Origin of the sequence: Microcoleus sp. Pol1C5, from assembly GCF_036701115.1 — a bacterium.
Lineage (GTDB): Bacteria > Cyanobacteriota > Cyanobacteriia > Cyanobacteriales > Microcoleaceae > Microcoleus.
Window position 1 is genome coordinate 1 of record NZ_JAUBQE010000016.1, and the last position, 18,950, is coordinate 18,950.

An 18,950-nucleotide genomic window follows, 5' to 3' on the forward strand; every position below is an offset into this window, starting at 1 on the left:
CGAACTCATGTTCAGTCCCGAAAAAAAGATATTTTACCATCTCTTCCTACTCTTTATTTTATTTTTCGGAGATGTCTTCTGTACTAGAAAGGGAATTTGGGAGTGATTTGTCACGGCAATTACTCGATTTTCTTTTTCAGTATCTGGTACAGGAAATATAGATGGAAATTGACCGCGACGATGAGTTAAAACTTCATCAAAATACAAAAATTGCAAACTGAAAGGGCGATAAAGTGCCAGCCGGATTTTTTCAGGAGTAAACTCGGTTTTGACATTGGCTGCAAGGCATTCTTTGAGACGGCTACTCCACTTAATTTTAGTATCCTCATATTCAACAAAGTTATCAATAGTATCCCCCGGTTTTCTTAGATGATACCAGCGATAAACTTGGTGATTATAATAGTCTATAAATAATTTAATATTTTCAACTAAATCATCTTTTTTAAAATTATATGCCCATGTATCCCGTGCTGTTTCAGCTCCCCTGCTATAAATATGAAAAATGACTCTCTCGTCAATTTTATTAGAAGCTTTAGCTTCTTTGCCACCAATCGGTATCAACGTCTCAAAATCATCTTGCAATCCTTCAGTTAGCCAATTGGATTTTAGATCGGGCTGAATTAATTGCCATTCAACCCCACCTCGATCTTGATACTTTTCTAAATATTCATACTTTTCTTCTTTGCGCCACAACTCATCAACCCGTGCATAGTAAATTTGTGCAGGTTTAGAAGTTTGACCATTTTTATTCCTGATCAACAGGTTAATACTAACCCCTACTTGAATGCCGAAAACATTATGAGTTGTACCTGAAAGTCTGGGATTTTTTCTAACATTTCCTCCTAAATCCAAGATATAAAGCGCATCAAAATCTTTCTGAAGATGTTTTCTCATTCCATCAAAAGCAATATCATTAACAAAGCTGTTATTAGTTACAAAAGCTACAATTCCCTCGTCGCCAATTCTATCCGATGCCCAGCGAATCGCTTTCACATAAGGGTCAGACAGTGCATTTTTATTAGTTGCTTTCGAGTCTTCCGAGTAGGTTTCGGCAACGCGACGGTCTATTTCTTCATACTTGCGATTTTTATTGTTATCATTTTCACTGATTTGAAAAGCATTGTAAGGTGGATTGCCAACTACAACAAAAATCGGCGAACTTCTCTGCCTCTCTACCCTAGCTGTATTTGCCGCCGTAAACAAAGAAAGTTGCTGTACTTTTTGGTCAGAAAAAGTATCAACTAAACAAATACCTTCAAATGGTTGATAAGTCCCGGTTGCCTCAAAATACTCATGTTCGATATTCATCGAAGCAATGTAATAAGGCAGTAACATCAATTCATTGCAGTGCAATTCGTCAGCATATTTCTGCGGTAGTGCCGTTTTCCGAATCTCCCGCATTACCCGCATCATAAAATTCCCTGTCCCCACAAAAGGATCGAGGATATGCACTCCTTTATCGCTTAAAGATTTGCCAAACTCTTTTTGCAAGATATCCTCAACACTTTTGACCATGAAATTCACAATCGGTTGAGGAGTGTAAACGATGCCGTGAGTATCCGCAACCTTGATGGCAAACCCTTGGAAAAACTTCTCGTAAATGGTGTTTAGAAAGTGCTGTTTTTCGCTAAATTCATCAATTGTCGCGGCGGTTTCTTCTAAGGCACGGTAAAAATAGTCAACTTCTCCGAGGAAATGGTCGCGACTGAAGGATTTAGAAGTTAAAGCATTAATAACTTTTTCGATTTCAACAGCGATGATATTGCGGTTGGTAAAATCTGGGTTATCAAAAATGCGGCGAAAAATGCGTTCGGTGAGGATGTGCTGAATTAGCATTTCCTCGACAGCAGCTTCGGAGAGATTGGGGTTAATTGATTGGCGGCAGACGGCGGTAAAGTCATTAAATGCTTGAATGAATCTTTTGTTAGTTTTGCGTTGTCCCTCAATCAGATTAATCAGTTTTGCTGCTAAATCTTTGACTCGGCTGCCAAATTCAGCGGCGGCGACTTCCCACTGGGCGATAGCGGGAGTTCGGTATTCAAAAAATAGCTTCAGCGTATCGACTAGGGATTGCGGTTTTGTGATATCTTCATCACAGAGTTGCTTGCTGCCTTGCCAAATAATTGCCCGTTCCGGTGCTTGAAAAATAATGTTATCTTTGGGATAGCCAACAGCAAATTTTTGTTTAACTTCGCGTTCCAGCTTGTCATGGGTGTCTTTTGCTTCCCAGATACCGTGTCTGAAACTGTCGGCCCGCACTAATTCCCCATCAACTCTGATTCGCTTATTGTTGCCGATTTTCATCTCTTTTTCGGGTACCAGCGTCCACCCAAATTGCTGACAGCAAGACTTTAGCAAATCGGCAAAAGCATCCTTTACTGCTAATTCGTGAGATATCCCCAATTTCGCAAATTGTCCCAGGGCCTCGTAATATGCTTTAACAGGTTTGTGGGTTGCCTTGAGGTTGAGATTTGGCATGGGGGATGGGGGAGCGCAAATTGCTGATTTAATTTTAAGCGATATTGTAACTTTTTTACCGTCAAACAAAAGAAAATAAAAGTACACGCCGCGTAGCTATCCCGTAGGGAATTGCCCGCACCCATCGCCCCCAAAAATTCCCACGGCATCAGCGATAATAGTATTAGCAAACTCTCCAAAATCGAGGAAACACCTATGCTCGCGACTGCCGCCCTACAGGATAATCTTACCATAGAAGACTTCATGGCTCATCCGTGCGATCGCATGGAATGGATAGATGGTCAACTCGTAGAGAAAAATGGCATGACACTAAAGACGGGTAAAATTCAGTTGAGACTGGGGAATTCTTGGGAAGATTACAAAGATTCTAGCGGACAAGGGGGAGAAGCTTATGTCGAGGTTCCTTGCCGCACTAACCGGCAAATTCGCCGCCCCGATGTCGCTTATCTCACACCCGAATTAGTTGCACAATTCGGTAATCTTGCCACTTTACCCCAAAGTTTTCCGTTAATTGCCGAAATAGTTTCACCCACCGATATCGCTGAAGATGTCTTTCTCAAAGCACAAGAATATTTAGAATCTAGCTGTCAGGAAGTCTGGTTAGTTTTTCCCGAAAGTCGTTTAATATTCGTGATGACTAAAAATCAAATATTGACATTTCGATCCGGCGATACCGCCACCACCCAACAAATCCTGATCGGTTTTAGCATCGAAGTCGATCAATTACTAGCTTAAACTCAATTCTACAACCTTTCATGTAGCAGCACGCGACACAAAGCTCTCCTCTACCTGTTCCACCAGTTCTGAAATCAAATTGCTACAATATGTTTAAGAATCCTCAGTCCGCCTTCGCGGACTTCGTTTGTATAGCATCGGAATTCTATTCGGTGGTATTTAATTAATCTCCCACCATTATCGGAGCAAACCGCCATGTCAGACGACTTTTCCTTAGACGAGCTTTTAAATAGAAGTTACTACGCCTTCAAAGACGCAGAAAACCAAGTGGGACAGTGTAATGTTTTAGTCATAGGCAAAACCGGCGTCGGCAAAAGTACCCTAATAAATTCCGTTTTTCGCCAGCGCTTAGCAGAAACCGGAGTCGGCCGCCCCATCACTCAAGGCATTCGCCAATATACCAAACCGAATTGCCCAATTACAGTCTACGATACTCCCGGACTCGAACTTAACGCCGAACAAATTAAAGTTATTCAATTAAACGTTGCTAAACTGATTGAAGACCAAAGACTCCTGCACCCCAAAGAACACATTCACGTCATCTGGTACTGCATCAATCACAGCGCCAATAGAATAGAATCTGTTGAGGAAAGCTGGCTAAAAGAAATGGAAGTCAAAGATGTACCAGTGATTTTAGTTTTGACTCAAACTACATCTAAAAAGCCCAGCGAGTTTTTCAAGCAACTGGAACACATGAATTTGCCCGTCAGTCAAATCATCCCCGTCATGGCTGAACCGGAAGAAATTGATGAGGATTATACAGTAAAATCTCACGGTTTAGACAAGTTGGTAGATGCAACGTTTCAACTGCTGCCGGAAGTAGCTAAAAAAGCTTTTGTTAAAGAACAAATTGCCAATATTGCGCTCAAATCCGATATGGCATTTAAATATCTAAGTGCTTATGTTGCAGGTTCTGCAATTGTCGGCGCGACTCCTGTACCCTTTGCTGATGCGCCGATTTTGATGACGATGCAAACGGCAATGATTGCTAATATTACTGTAATTTTTGGAATGCCCTTTGATAAGGGGTTTATTTCGGCGATGCTGTCTGCTATTAGCGGCACAGGTGGGGTGACTGCTGTTGGCAGAAGTATTGTTACTAATTTGATTAAAATGATTCCTGGTGCGGGTACTGTTGTCGGCGGTGCTATCTCCGGTGCAACCGCAGCAACTCTAACGCTTGCCCTCGGTTTGGCTTACATTGAAGTGCTTAAAGCTTATATGAAAGCTCAAGTTAATGGGGAACAACTTTCTTTGCAGCAGTTGACAAAGATGTTTGTGGATTTTTATAAGGATTATGCTAGTTCTGGGCGTAAAACTTTGAAGGATGAGAAACCGGAGCAACCTAAACCTCCCAATCAAATTAATATTGAGTAAATTGGGCATTGGGTATTGGGCATGGGGCATAGGGCATAGGGCATAGGGCATAGGTTATTTGTTAGTTCCAATTCCCAATTCCCAATTACCAATTCCCAATTACCCATTACCAATTGATTGCTACAATATGAGTGAATTCTGCAAAAGGGAGTAAATGGCTATGGTAATGGCAGCCGTTTTATCAGAAAATGTTTCTCTAGAAGACTTTATAGCCTGTCCCGCCGATGATATGGAATGGGTGGACGGGCAAATCTCGGAGAAAAATGGCATGACAGTAAAACACAGTCGAATCCAATCTAGACTAGATTATTATTGGAGAAGTTATAAGATATCTAGCGGACAAGGCGGCGAAGTTTATACAGAAGTTCCTTGCCGTACTGACAGGCGAGTGCGCCGTCCTGATGTAGCTTATCTGACTCCTGAACTTGTTGCTCAATATGGCGATGTTCCTACTTTGCCTCAAAGTCCGCCGTTAATTGGAGAAATAGTTTCTCCTACTGATATTGCGGAAGAAATATTTCTAAAAGCACAAGAATATTTAGATTCAGGTTGTCTGGAAGTTTGGATAGTTTTTCCAGAAAGTCGCTGGATATTGATAATGACTCAAACTCAAAAGTTAACCTTTAACCAGGGTTCTACAGTCAGCACTCACCTAGTGCTCCCAGGTTTTAGTGTTGCGGTTGATGAGTTGTTGGCTTGAAAGCCAAAAATTAATTAGGTATAAGTGCTTTGTGGCAGAGTTCCGCCGTGACTATTGTAATAATTTGTGAAAAAGTCATTGACAAAATGCCGATCGCTCGCCCAGCCAATTAATAAAAAAAATTATCAATAAAAACAGCAGTTGTAAATTTGCACAAAAGCACAAACAGGGGTAAAATACTGATTGCTTTGTTTCCAAATCTAGCGTAAATTCCAATTGGGGAATTAAAACCAATAATTGAAATATGTCTAAGACTTACACTGTTGAATTGATCCACCAAGGCTCTACTTATACTGTAGAAGTACCCGAAGATAAACAAATTCTCCGCGCCGCTAACGACGCCGGCATTGAGTTGCCGAGTTCTTGCAATGCGGGGGTTTGTACTACCTGTGCTGGTAAAATTATTGAAGGGAAGGTCGATCAAGCTGATGGTATGGGCGTTAGTCCCGATCTTCAGGCAGAAGGTTATGTGTTGCTGTGCGTTGCTTATCCCCGATCGAACTTGAAGATAGAAACAGAAAAAGAAGACATTGTGTACGATCGCCAATTCGGTAAATCCTAGCACTAAGCTAAAATTGACCTAAGTACCGTTAGCGGTAAAACCACTATGGATCGCCCTATGACCACCCATTTCATTTCCGCAGAAGTTGACCTCCACGATACCGCCGAGCAACTGCACTCGGCTATTGAAATTGAACTGCAAAAGCACGGCGAACCCCTGCGCTGGGCCGTCACAGACGTGGATGTCGATCGGCAAAAGGCTGTGGTAGAAGGTTACGTGCTCGTGGAAGCATCCCCCGCAACATCGTGAACCCCCGCCCTTTGACAGTGGTTTTGATAGTCCCTACAGGCGTTGGAGCATCGATTGGTGGGTTTGCAGGAGATGCGCTGCCGGTGGCTAGGGCGATCGCCCAAATTTCAGACACCCTGATCACTCACCCCAACGTTCTCAACGGCGCTCAACTTTATTGGCCGATACCTAACGCTCTCTACGTTGAAGGTTACGCCCTTGACAAATTTGCTGCCGGATGCTGGGGACTGCAACCGGTACATCAAAATCGCATCGGCTTAATCCTCGATTCTGCGATCGAACCAGACTTGCAGTTGCGCCACTTGCAAGCGGCTGATGCAGCGAAAGCTACATTGGGCTTGAATATAACTGATTGTGTTTTAACCGATCGCCCCCTGCAAGTAGAATTGCGTATTTCTGAATCAGGGGCATCCTGGGGGACGATCGGCAATCCCGACAGTTTATTGCGCGCTGCAGAAAAATTGATCGAACAAGCAAGAGTAGAGGCGATCGCAGTTGTAGCCAGATTTCCCGACGATGAAGGCAGCCTCGCCCTCGAAAACTACCGCCGCGGCAAAGGAGTTGACCCCCTCGCCGGCGCGGAAGCTGTGATCAGCCACCTCATCGTCAGGACGTTTAAAATCCCCTGCGCCCACGCCCCCGCGCTTTCCCCACTTCCCCTCGATCCGCACCTGTCTCCGCGATCGGCTGCTGAGGAAATCGGCTATACTTTCCTACCTTGCGTCCTTGCCGGCCTCAGCAAAGCTCCCCAATTGGTAGCGCCAGAAAGCCAGCAGCACAATCAATTATCAATTACCGCCGATCGAGTTGATGCGGTGGTAATACCCGCCACAGCCTGCGGCGGCAGTGCTATTCTGAGTTTGAGTGGGCGATCGTCCGTACAAATCATCGCTGTGGGCGACAACAAAACCCAGATGCAGGCGACTCCAGAAAAACTCGGAATCAAAGCTTTGCAGGTAAACTCATATTTAGAGGCGATCGGAGTTTTGGTCGCTTTGCGGGCCGGCATCAGTCCAGCTTCCTTGGGTGCAGACATCTCCTCCCTGCGTTGTTTGTCTGACTCAACAAGACAAATCTAAAATCTCAAACATCAAATCTAAAAGTGATTAAGTGGCAGAAAAACTTCCCGGAAATCCTGAAATTGAACCCTTGACGCGCACCCAAGTTTTAATAGCAATGGGCGTGACAGCAATTATGTTGCTGGCGGTTGCTAAATTGTGGTTGCTATTTGGATCGGTATCGCTTTTGCCAGTCAAATTGATAGGAATCGACTTGCTCACAGGATGTGCGATCGGACTGGCAATTACAGGCGGTAGTGCGATCGTTTATCACCTCTGGCCGGGTTATCGCCGGAGTGCAGACGTTTACTTGGAAGTAGTGCTCAAACCTTTGTTTTGGCCGGATTTGATTTGGCTGGGACTGCTGCCCGGACTTAGCGAAGAATTGCTATTTCGAGGCGTTATGCTGTCTGCTTTAGGATTGAATGTTACCAGTTTAGTGTTATCGAGTTTTTGTTTCGGCATTCTGCACTTGGGAGGCATCGATCAGTGGCCTTATGCTGTTTGGGCAACTGCTGTCGGATTGCTGTTGGGTTACAGCGTTTTAGCTACTGGGAATTTGTTAGTGCCAATTACGGCTCATATCTGCACGAATTTGATTTCTAGCTGTGTTTGGAAGTGGGAAAACAATGCGGTGAAGCGATAGGATAGATGAATATCGACCATAAACCGGGCGATTGAAATCGCTAGCAAGGCGATCGCACAGTCAAAGTCCGATCGTTTTTTTTGCTTGGCTGCAACATAATGGTGACGTATTTGCCTGACAAATAGCCGATTTAGGCTTTGTTTGGACTTGAAATTTGTTCAAGTCCCGATAATAGCAATTCTGAAAAATATTGCTACAGTCCTGATGTTGGGTTGCACTTCGTTCCACCCAACCTACTTTTGTTATTGTTGCAGAACTTTTCAGAATTGCTATAAGAGGATGGATATTAACTGAGCAATAGGAATCTTACACCAGAATATTCCCGGTGTTTTTAGACCTGATAATGTCAAGCAGGTTTCGCCTCGAGCACACTTACTGGCCCTTTTGTTTCTATCATATTAGTCACTTTAAACCCTGCGGAAGAAAGTAAATGATAAAATTCATCCTTTGTTCGCATAAAAGTACCCCCCAGAATGAACAAAGTTAAGCTACCCATGCCAATAAATGGCGACATTTTGCCTTCAGGCAACATAAAATCAACAATCATCAGCCGATCTTTAGCTGTCATAGCTTGATAGCAATTTTTAAGAATTGTAATAGCACGATCGTCGTCCCAATTGAGGAGGACACGAGAGAGTAAGTAAAGATCGCCACTAGGGGGAACCGCCTCAAAAAAGCTGCCTCCAACTATTTGACACCTATCTGCAACTCCAGCCACTTCCAAAACCTGATTCGCATCAACCACAACATCTTCGCGATCGAACAAAATAGCTTGTAGCTTGGGATTCGCATTCAGAATCACAGCCGTTAGGGTTCCAATTCCCCCTCCAACATCCACAAGTGTCTTAACGTCTGAAAAATCATAAGCTTCAAGCACCGGAAGCAGCCACTCCCTTGTTGTCTCCTTCATCCACTCATTGAAATTTACTGCCGCATCAGAATTCTGCTTCAAATAGCTATAAAAATTAGTCTTAAAAGTATGTTCAAATGGAGTTTCTCCAGTCTTTATACCGTAAAGTAAATTCCCCCATCCCTGATATAGTTCATCACCCATTGCCAAAACCGTACCTCGTAAAGAATCAGAAGTACCAGTCAGGAGATGTTTTCCCAGAGAATTTAAGCAAAACTTTTCATTATCTTCCAGAGAAAATACACCAACGCTTACTAGCATACGCATCAGGTGATAAATACCATGAGAATTTACACTGGTAGCTTTCGCAAGTTCATCAGCAGTCTTAGAACCATCACTCAGAATATCTGCAATTTCTAGTTTTGCCGCGACCAAAAGAGCCTGGGATATTTTAAACCCATACATCATTTCTAGTAGCAATGACGATGAGTTTTCGCCTTCTGGTTGGGCATTCTCTGTATATAAAGCCATAGGAAATCCTGTGAAAGTTATCTATTTAAAAACCAAAAAGCAAATCTAAATTAGCTGCCTTGCCTCATCAAGGTATACTCTAAGTTGTTCTGCCATAACCTGAACATTAGGGGGATAATTCATAGTAATATGATTTCCCGGCACTTCTCGAACCTCTACTCCTCCAGTAGCAACCTCAATCCAAGGTAATTCTGGATTTTTGGCATTAACTTCATTTTGTTCTGTAGCACGGAAAAATATAATTCGACCTCCATAAGTTTGAGGGATGTAACTTAGCATCGCTTGGGCGTGTACTTTAAACAGATGGAGAAAATGGCGAATCTCAGGTAAACCAAAATCGGGAGGAACTACCCTATTAGCAATCTTTACTTGCTCTAAAAAGTAGACAAGTTGCTCATCTGGCTCAAGTTTTTGAAGGACATCCATAGAAAGAGACAGATTGAACCCAACACCTAGCAAATATACCAAAATTGCTGTATCATCTTCCGTTTCTAAAACAGGCATTTGACCGGGCCCAGGAGTATCTATTAAAGTTAGCAGCGCTATCTTTTCACCTTGGGCATTGAGTTGCTGTGCCATTTCAAAAGCAACAGTTCCTCCAAAGGAAGAACCACCCAAAAAATAGGGGCCTTCTGGTTGTTGAACTCGCACTGCTTCAATATAGCGAGCAGCCATTTCCTCAACTTTAGTGAAAGACTCTGTTTCCCCATCTGAAACATGGGCTTGTATGCCAAAAATAGGCTGATCTGAACCTAGATAACGTGCTAAATCCCGATAAATGTAAACGTGACCGCCTACCGGATGAACTAAGAACAAAGGTTGTTTAAAACTACCGCGCTGAATTTCTACTAACAAAGATTCAGAAGCTGGCTGGAGTGGCTGGTTAGTATTATCCGATAAGCCGGAATTGTCTTTAATTAATGCCGCCAAAGCTGCAACAGTCGATGATTGCAATAGGCTATGGGGAGACAAGGATTTTTGCAGTGTTTCGTTTATTTTAGTTATTAGTTGAACGGCTAATAAAGAATCTCCGCCTAAATCAAAAAAATCATCATGAATCCCTACTTGCTCGATACCGAGAAATTCTTGCCAGATAGTAGCAATAGTTTGCTCAATTTCATCTCTAGGAGCAATATAGGTATTGTCTAAATTCGGTCTTGAGTGATGTGGTGTTGAATCGACTGGTTGGGAATTTTCATCTGGTAAAGATGCAATTTTAATCGGTTGCTCGATTCCTGGTGCTTCAATCCAATAACGTTGGCGCTCAAACGGATAGGTCGGCAATGGGAGACGATAACGCTGCTCATCAGCATAAAATTTAGACCAATCTATTTGTACTCCTCCTAACCAGAGTTTACCCAATGTAGTAAGTAAGAAATCTAAATCTGAATTTTGGTCTTGTGGATGGCGCAATGAAGAAAGTACAATTTGCTCAGCCCCTTTATTAGGATGCTGTTTTGCTAGCGTGTTCAACGTCCGTCCGGGCCCCACTTCTAGCAATATTTGATTTTGGTCTTTTAATAGCTGTTGTAACCCATCTGCAAAGCGTACTGTTTGCCGCAGATGTTGAGCATAATAACTCGGACTTGTCGCCTGCATTGCTGTTATCCAATTACCAGTAACATTGGAGATGTAGGGAATTTTAGGCGAGTTCAGCTTAACTTTTTTAACTTGTTCGCTGAAGGGTTCTAAAATTGGCTCCATCATCTGTGAATGGAAGGCATGAGAAGTGTGCAATCGGCGACACTCTACACTTTTTTCAAGTAGTTTTTGTTCCAATTCATCTATGGCATCAGTAGCACCTGAAACCACGCTCATAGATGCTCCGTTAATCACAGCTAAATCGAGTTTATTGCCCAAAAAGGGTTGCACTTGCTGTTCTGGAAGTGGAACTGCAAGCATGGAACCACTCGGCAGTTGCTGCATTAATTTACCTCGTGCAGCTACCAAGGATAAGCCATCTTCCAACGAGAAAACACCAGCCAAACAAGCTGCTACATATTCACCAATGCTATGACCAATCATCGCTTTGGGATGCACTCCCCAAGACATCCACAATTTAGCTAAAGCATACTCGATCGCAAACAGTGCTGGCTGTGTAATCGCAGTCTGCTTTAGCTGGTTTGTAGCTGCTTCTGCTTGTGCTTCACTTGGATAAACTACGTCGCGTAGATCAATTCCCAAGTGAGGTTTAAGAATTTCCGAACATAGGTCGATCTGTTGGCGAAATGTTGGTTCAACTTGGTAGAGTTCCAAGCTCATATTGATGTACTGCGAACCCTGTCCTGAAAACATAAATACGACAGGTCGATCTTTAGACTCTTGGAAGCTGGTAAAAACTCGTTTTGCATCGAGAGTGTCGAGGGCAATAACACTTTCTTCTATCTCATTACAAACTACTATCCGTCGATGGCTGAAAGCTTTTCTACCAACTTGAAGCGTATAAGCAACATCAGCAAAATTTTGATCTGGATGTTGCTTTAAATATTCGCTCAAATTTACCGTTGCACTATCAAGTGCAGAGCTAGTTTTTGCCGATAAAACCAACAGTTGTGATGGTCTAGATTCTCCAGATTTTTCTACATTAGGCGCTTCTTCTAGTACCACATGAGCATTAGTTCCACCGATGCCAAAAGAACTAACTCCAGCACGACGGGGAGTTTTATCTGCTTTCCATTCAGAAAGCTTAGTATTGACATAAAAGGGACTGTTTGCAAAATCAATCTTAGGATTAGGCTGTTCAAAATGCAAGCTAGGCGGTATTAACTTGTGTTTGAGAGCTTGGACAGTTTTGATTAAGCCAGTAACACCAGCAGCAGTATCCAAATGTCCGATATTGGATTTGGCAGAACCGATCGCACAGAAGCCTTTTTTCTTAGTTTCGAGTGAGAAAGCTTGCGTCAACGCGGCAATTTCGATCGGATCTCCCAGGGGTGTTCCGGTTCCGTGAGCTTCTATATAGCTGACGGTTTCAGGGGGAATTTCTGCGAGTGCTAAAGCATCTGCGATCGCCTGCGCTTGACCATCTATACTGGGAGCTGTGTAGCCAATTTTGAAAGCACCATCATTATTGAGCGCAGAACCTTTAATCACCGCATGAATATAATCTCCATCCGCGATCGCCTCCTCTAATCTTTTCAAAACCACAATTCCCACACCGCTACCGCTAACAGTTCCCTGTGCTTTCGCATCAAAGGCTCTACAATGTCCGTCTGGTGAAAGAATCATTCCCTCTTTATAAAAATATCCTGCCTTTTGGGTAACGCCTATAGAAACCCCACCAGCCAAAGCCATATCGCATTGGTAATTCAGCAAGCTTTGGCAAGCCATGCTAATAGCAACCAATGAAGTAGAACAGGCTGTTTGGACAGTAATACTCGGCCCTTTCAAGTTTAATTTGTAAGAAACACGAGTTGACAGAAAATCTTTCTCATTGGCGATCGCAAGTTGGAAATCTCCAACGGATTCTCTAAGCTGGTGATTAGGATAAAGGTTATTCAAAAAATAAGTATTGAAACTCCCTGCGCCTGCGTAAACTCCTATCGAACCTTCGTAAGTTTCCGAGTTATAGCCAGAACTTTCTAGAGCCTGCCAAGCGGACTCCAAGAAAAAGCGGTGTTGTGGATCTGTAATTTCAGCTTCTCTAGGATTAAACCCAAAGAATGAAGCATCAAATAACTCAATATCTTCTAATACCCCTCTTGCTTTTACATAGCGGGGGTCACGCACCACTGATTGGTCAATACCTAAAGATTCTAGTTCTTGTTCGGAGAAGAAAGAAATAGATTCCACACCATCGCGTAGGTTTTGCCAAAACTCATCAACATTTTTAGCACCGGGAAAGCGACCTGCCATGCCGATGATAGCGATACCTTCTATAGAGCTGGTAGTCTCAGAGTTATCCATTTTTATTCTTTCCTTGCAAGCGTTGTTTTTGCTTTTGGCGATTGATTGCTTCTTTTTGTTTTTTAATGTGTTCTCGACTTTGCCCAACAGAGGATTTTTCCTCTGGCTCCTCACTTAAATATTTAGCCAAAGAGCTGATGGTTGGATATTTAAACATCTCAATCATGGAAACATCTCTGTCGATCGCTTCTCTCAGTTTACTCTGAGCCTGAGCCATCAGTAATGAATGACCGCCTAAATCGAAGAAATTATCATCGACACCGACTTTCTCTAGGTGTAAGACCTGTTGCCAAACGGTAGCGATCGCTTGTTCGATCTCAGTTTGAGGTGCGATATAAGTTGTTTCCAACTGTGGGTTAATAGCATCGGGAGCTGGCAGTGCTTTACGGTCTACTTTGCCGTTTGGTGTGAGCGGCAAATGATTCAAAAACACAAAGCCGGAAGGCACCATATAGTCGGGCAGTTTTTGCTTCAAAAAGTCGCGTAAGCTGCCGATTGTTGTGCGTTGCAAAACTTTCAAGAAGCCCTGAGTTTCCATGAGATACTCTATGCTTTGTTGCACTAGAGCCTGCTCATTCCGGCTGAGGGCGAACACAATCCCACATTGCTCCCCTTGTCGCCAAACGATTCTGCCCTCCAACCATTGCTCCTCACTGAAACCAGGTAGACGCAGGTACAGGCGGAGGGGTTGGCTGGGCTGATAAGCATCTGGTACGCCTACTATGCAGACACCACCGATGGAAATGTCTTCTGTGCGGAGTTTCACCGCAGGACTGCCGCCAAATTCAGCCAGACATGGGCTCTGATAAGGCACTCGTTCTGGTCTGAGGTTAGAAGTAATATAAGCGACTAGGCGCTGGTTGCCGGAGGCATCCTTGCGGTTGATAACTAGAGACTCGTGTATATCCGGGTGTTGGCTCAACACGGCCTCGATCTCGCCGAGTTCGATGCGGAAGCCACGAATTTTCACTTGGTGGTCAATGCGACCTAGAAATTCGATATTGCCGTCGGGTAGGTAGCGGGCTAAGTCGCCAGTTTTGTAGAGGCGATCGCCTGATTTGTTGGTAAAGGGGTTGGGGATAAAGCGCTCGGCAGTTAGTTCGGGTCGATTGAGGTAGCCCCGTGCTAAACCAGCGCCGCCAATGTATAGCTCTCCGGGAACGCCGAGCGGGACAAGCTGTTTTTGAGCATCTAGTAGAAAACAGTGTGTATTGGAGATGGGTAGACCTATAGGAATAGTTGTAGCTTCTTCTATAACATCCTGCACCAAGTACCAGGTGCTAAATGTTGTATTTTCGGTAGGCCCATAAACGTGAAGCAGTCGCTGAGGTGAACCTTTATCGAGTACCTCTTTGACCCATTTAGGCTCAACAGCTTCTCCTCCAAATAGAAGGTGTCGTACCAAATGGAAAGCTGATGGGACTTCTTTGGCTAATAAATTGAACAAGGCAGTAGTCAAAAATAATACAGTGACACCTTGTTGTTGGATTTGACCAGCAAAGTTTTGAGGAGAAAGTGCTACATCTTTGGTTATAACAACGAGTTTCGCGCCGTTAATGAACGTTCCCCAAATTTCAAATGTAGCGGCATCGAATGAAAAATTCGAGGCAAAAGCAACTATATCCTTTGGTTGAAAGGTAATGTAGTTTGTATTGATTACCAAGCGGTTTACCGCCTGATGAGAAACAATAACTCCTTTTGGTCTGCCTGTAGATCCCGAAGTGTAAATCACATAAGCCAAGTTCTCAGAGGTTAAGCTGCATCTAGGGTTTTCCTCACTTTGTCGCTCAATGATTTCCCAGTCTGTGTCCAGGCAGAGGACACGCGCTCGGTGTTTGGGAAGAGATTTCACCAACCGCGCCTGAGTCAGCAGCACTGGGACTTGGGCATCTTCTAACATGAAAGCTAAACGCTCTGCGGGATACGCTGGGTCTAACGGTACATAAGCCCCCCCAGCTTTAAGAATGCCCACTAGGCCCACTACCATTTCTAGCGATCGCTCTACACAGATGCCCACCAGTACCTCTGGCCCCACACCCAAATTCCGCAGATGATGCGCTAACTGATTCGCTCGTTGATTCAGCTCTTTATAGGTCAGTTGCTCATCTTCAAAAACTAATGCGATCGCATCGGGCGATCGCTCTACCTGCTCTTCAAACAACTGGTGTATACAAGTATCTTTAGGGTAATCAGTTTCGGTATGGTTCCACGCTGCTAACTGCTGTCGTTCAAACTCAGTTAAGAGGGGCAATTCTGCAATTTTCTGCTCTGGGTTAGCGACAATTCCTTCCAGTAAAGTCTGAAAATTTCCCAACATCCTAGTGATAGTTGCAGCATCAAATAAGTCAGTGTTGTACTCAAGGCGACCAATGATGCCTGATGGTTTCTCATCAAGCTCAAGGTACAGATCAAACTTTGCCGCACCGGTATCCACATCTAGCTGGCTGATTGTCCATTCATCAATTTCGACAAGCGGGGGTTCGAGGACAAAGGCGACTTGAAATAGAGGGTTATGGCTGAGATTACGCTCTGGCTGTATTTCTTCCACTAGCTTCTGGAAGGGCAATTCTTGGTGAGCATAAGCCCCTAATGTCACCTCCCGTACCCTCACCAGCAGTTCCTCAAAACTGGGGTTGCCAGAAAGGTCAGTACGCATTACTAAAGTGTTGAGGAAGTAACCAATCATCCCTTCTAGCTCTTGTCGGTTGCGGATGTTGGCGACAGTACCCACTGGAATGTCCATCTGCCCCGTATAGCGGTAGAGCAAGGTTTGGAATGCTGCCATCAACGTCATAAACAGGGTGACACCCTCCCTACGACTTAGCTCCTTAAGCATCTCGGTTAGGCTCAGGGGTAGGGCTAGACATTGCCTTGCACCCCGAAAGGTTTGCATTGGCGATCGCGATCGGTCAGTCGGCAGTTGCAGTGTTGGCAAATCCGCTAGTTGCTGCTTCCAGTATCTCAGTTGGTTTTCCAGCACCTCGCCCTGTAGCCATTGCCGCTGCCAGTAGGCAAAGTCCGCAAACTGAATCGGCAATTCTAAGAGGGGCGATGGCAAGCCTAAAGAAAAGGCGATGTAGAGTTCCGCGACTTCCTTCAACAACACGCTGTATAGAGAAACAGCATCGATAACGATGTGATGAACAGTCAGGAACAACCTGTAATCCGCCTCGCCCAACTGCATGAGAGTACCCCGCACCAGCGGCCCTTGGGCGAGGTCAAAAGGCTGCTTCGCTTCCAAAGTTGCCAGCCGCAAGGCTTCAGTCTCCCGTTCAGTCTCTGGAAATTCCCCAAGATTCACCACTGGCAAAGCAAAATTAAAAGCATCTTGAATCACCATCACTGGTTGCCCATTTACCAGAGCAAAGGTCGTTCGCAAAATTTCGTGACGCTTGATGATTTCGCTGATGCTAAGCTCTAGTGCGACAATATTGACGGAACCAGGCAGGCGAATGGTAATCGGTTCGTTATAGAAAGGCGTATCGGGCGCCAGTTGACATAAGAACCACAGTTGTTGCTGGCTGAAGGATAAAGGCAAATCCTGGTTCCGCGAAATTGCTTGAATCGGCGGAGCCTGGGGTATGGGAGCTTTTTGACTGGCGATTTCCAGATTGTGAGCAAGATCGGCGACTGTGGCAGACTCAAACAGGGTACGCAACGGTAATTCCACCTGGAAAGTGTCTCGCATTCGAGTTGCAATCTGCGTGACTAGCAGGGAGTGACCTCCCAATTCCAAGAAGTTGTCGCGAATACCAACTCGTTCTAGCCCCAATACTTCAGCCCAGATTCCTGCCACTACCTCTTCGACAGGAGTTTGAGGTGCTACATAATCTTGTGCTACTTCGGAAATTTTAACGGCAGGCGCTAATAGCTTCTGGCGGTCTATTTTGCCGTTGGGCGTTAGTGGCAAGGTTTTCAGGAATACAAAGCTGGAAGGCACCATGTATTCGGGCAACTTATCTTTCAGGAAGTTACGCAACTTTCCTGCGACGGTGCGTTGCAAAAATTTTAAGAAGCCTTGGGTTTCTAAGAGATAATCTATGCTCTGCTGAATTACAGCTTCTTCAGTGGGTGTGAGAGCTAACTCAATCCCTGCCTGATTTCCCTCACACCAAGCAACAGTTCCCTCAAAACATTGCTCTTCGGTATTTCCGGGTAGTACGAGGCGCAGACGAACCTGCTTACCTCTTGACCAATCATCGGGAACCCCAACCACGCCGATACCACCGATGGATATGTCTTCTGTTTGTAGTTTAACGGAGCGATCGCCGTCAAATTCCGCTAAACACTCGCCTTTGAAGGGTGTACGTTCTGCGGTAACTTTGGAAACAACATAAGCTACCAAGCGCTTCTGTCCAGGTACATCCTCTTGTGCTGCGACTACTGCTACCTGCACGTCTGGGTGTTGTCCTAGCACTGCTTCGATCTCGCCGAGTTCGATGCGGAAGCCGCGAATTTTCACTTGGTGGTCGATGCGGCCTTGAAATTCGATGTTGCCATCGGGTAGATAGAGACCTAAATCGCCCGTACAGTAAAGGCGATCGCCTGTATGAGGATGAGTGATGAAGCGCTTGTTGGTCTTTTCCTCATCTCGCCAATAGCATCTGGCTAAACCGATTCCTCCAATATAAAGCTCCCCGACTACTCCCTGTTGACACGGTGACATCGCTTCGTTGAGCACGTAAAAATGTTGGTTAGTCATTGACCGACCGTAAGGGATGCTTTTCCAGGCGGGGTCAACAGTTTCGATGGGATATAAAATCGACCAGATAGAAGCCTCGGTTGCACCTCCTAAGCCGATAACAGCGGGGGTTGAAAGTTTGCCTACACCAGATGCCAACTCAGTCCCATCTAGCTCCCTCCCTTTAGCAAGGGGAGGGTTGGGGAGGGGTTGATTCAATTCACTCTTGATTAAAGCTTTGATTTGCTCTGGCAAAGTCAGCGGTATCCAATCGCCGCTGAGAAGGACTAAGCGCAGAGATGAGGGTAAATCTTTGGTATGAGCAGCGGCATAATCCACAAGCATCTGCATCAAGGCGGGTGCGGAGTTCCAGATAGTTACTTGTGCTTGCGCGATCGCATCAACCCAGTGAGCGGGATCTGGCGTTGCTGATACTTTAGGGATAACCACAGTTCCTCCCGCAGCCAGCAAGCCGAAAATGTCATATACAGATAGGTCGAAGCTGAGGGAAGATACAGCTAAGACGCGATCGCCTGCTCCTACTTGAAAGCGGTGGTTAATATCGAGGAGTGTGTTAACGGCACCGCGATGCTCGATCGCTACTCCCTTGGGTTGACCAGTAGATCCCGATGTATAAATCACATAAGCTAAATTATCCGGTGTCACCCTGCTCTCTGGGTTTTCCTCTGTGAAGCGACTTACTGTTTCTAGATTCCCATCCAAACAGATAACATGAGCTTGGTGTTCGGGAAGAGAATCGACTAAATGCTGTTGTGTAAGTAATACTGGCGTTTGGGAATGTTCTAACATGAATGCCAGTCTATTTACTGGATAATTCGGATCTAGTGGTACATAAGCTGCGCCAGCTTTGAGAATGCCCAATAGACCTACAACCATTTCTACGGAGCGCTCTACAGAGGCTGCAACCAATACCTCTGGCCCAACACCCAGAGTCTTCAGATAATGCGCCAACTGATTAGCTTGGGAGTTTAACTGCTGATAGGTTAGCTGGTGCCCTTCAAAAATTACTGCAATAGCGTCAGGCGATCGCTCTACTTGGAACTCAAATAGCTGGTGGATGCAAGTATCTTGAAAATTACCTAGCATTTTATTCTTCCTTAGATAGGGCAATACTGAGTTTTTTTGAGTTTTTTGATCCGTTCCCATCCGAGTTGCG

11 protein-coding genes are annotated in these 18,950 nt (G+C 44.7%); 7 read left to right on the top strand and 4 right to left on the bottom strand.

Annotated features, from left to right (window positions below; genetic code table 11):
• Positions 1-33 precede the first annotated feature (33 nt).
• Positions 34-2,478 (bottom strand): type ISP restriction/modification enzyme, encoded by a 2,445-nt coding sequence (locus tag QUA23_RS11135; protein WP_333076018.1) that lies wholly within the window; start codon positions 2,476-2,478, stop codon positions 34-36.
• Between the two features lie 195 nt (positions 2,479-2,673).
• On the opposite strand from QUA23_RS11135, the gene QUA23_RS11140 reads away from it, so the two are divergent.
• From QUA23_RS11140 to QUA23_RS11170, 7 genes are all read left to right on the top strand, one after another.
• Positions 2,674-3,213, top strand: a complete 540-nt coding sequence (locus tag QUA23_RS11140) for a Uma2 family endonuclease (RefSeq protein ID WP_333076020.1) — start codon at positions 2,674-2,676, stop codon at positions 3,211-3,213.
• 195 nt (positions 3,214-3,408) lie between these two features.
• Positions 3,409-4,590 carry a GTPase gene (locus QUA23_RS11145; protein WP_333076021.1) on the top strand — a complete coding sequence of 394 codons (1,182 nt, stop codon included), beginning with the start codon at positions 3,409-3,411 and terminating at the stop codon, positions 4,588-4,590.
• A gap of 154 nt (positions 4,591-4,744) precedes the next feature.
• On the top strand, positions 4,745-5,290 hold the full coding sequence (locus tag QUA23_RS11150) for a Uma2 family endonuclease (RefSeq protein ID WP_333076024.1): 546 nt from the start codon (positions 4,745-4,747) through the stop codon (positions 5,288-5,290).
• A gap of 244 nt (positions 5,291-5,534) precedes the next feature.
• Positions 5,535-5,852, top strand: a complete 318-nt coding sequence (locus tag QUA23_RS11155) for a 2Fe-2S iron-sulfur cluster-binding protein (RefSeq protein WP_333069026.1) — start codon at positions 5,535-5,537, stop codon at positions 5,850-5,852.
• A gap of 57 nt (positions 5,853-5,909) precedes the next feature.
• A complete protein-coding gene (locus tag QUA23_RS11160; protein ID WP_333076025.1) occupies positions 5,910-6,101 on the top strand; it encodes a hypothetical protein in 192 nt (63 codons plus the stop codon).
• Positions 6,098-7,180, top strand: a complete 1,083-nt coding sequence (locus QUA23_RS11165; protein ID WP_333076026.1) for a DUF3326 domain-containing protein — start codon at positions 6,098-6,100, stop codon at positions 7,178-7,180. Before QUA23_RS11160 ends, QUA23_RS11165 begins: the two co-directional genes overlap by 4 nt.
• Before the next feature lie 31 nt (positions 7,181-7,211).
• Positions 7,212-7,805, top strand: a complete 594-nt coding sequence (locus QUA23_RS11170; RefSeq protein WP_333076027.1) for a CPBP family intramembrane glutamic endopeptidase — start codon at positions 7,212-7,214, stop codon at positions 7,803-7,805.
• A gap of 346 nt (positions 7,806-8,151) precedes the next feature.
• On the opposite strand, the gene QUA23_RS11175 is transcribed toward QUA23_RS11170, so the two are convergent.
• The 3 genes from QUA23_RS11175 to QUA23_RS11185 are packed head-to-tail and all read right to left on the bottom strand — an operon-like array spanning position 8,152 to position 18,880.
• Positions 8,152-9,186: a methyltransferase gene (locus QUA23_RS11175; RefSeq protein WP_333076029.1), complete on the bottom strand. Its 1,035-nt coding sequence runs from the start codon at positions 9,184-9,186 to the stop codon at positions 8,152-8,154.
• 45 nt (positions 9,187-9,231) lie between these two features.
• Entirely contained in the window at positions 9,232-13,092 is a 3,861-nt protein-coding gene (locus tag QUA23_RS11180) for a beta-ketoacyl synthase N-terminal-like domain-containing protein (protein WP_333076031.1), read from the bottom strand.
• Positions 13,085-18,880: an amino acid adenylation domain-containing protein gene (locus QUA23_RS11185; RefSeq protein WP_333076034.1), complete on the bottom strand. Its 5,796-nt coding sequence runs from the start codon at positions 18,878-18,880 to the stop codon at positions 13,085-13,087. The genes QUA23_RS11180 and QUA23_RS11185 overlap by 8 nt, the downstream gene beginning before the upstream one ends.
• Positions 18,881-18,950 lie beyond the last annotated feature (70 nt).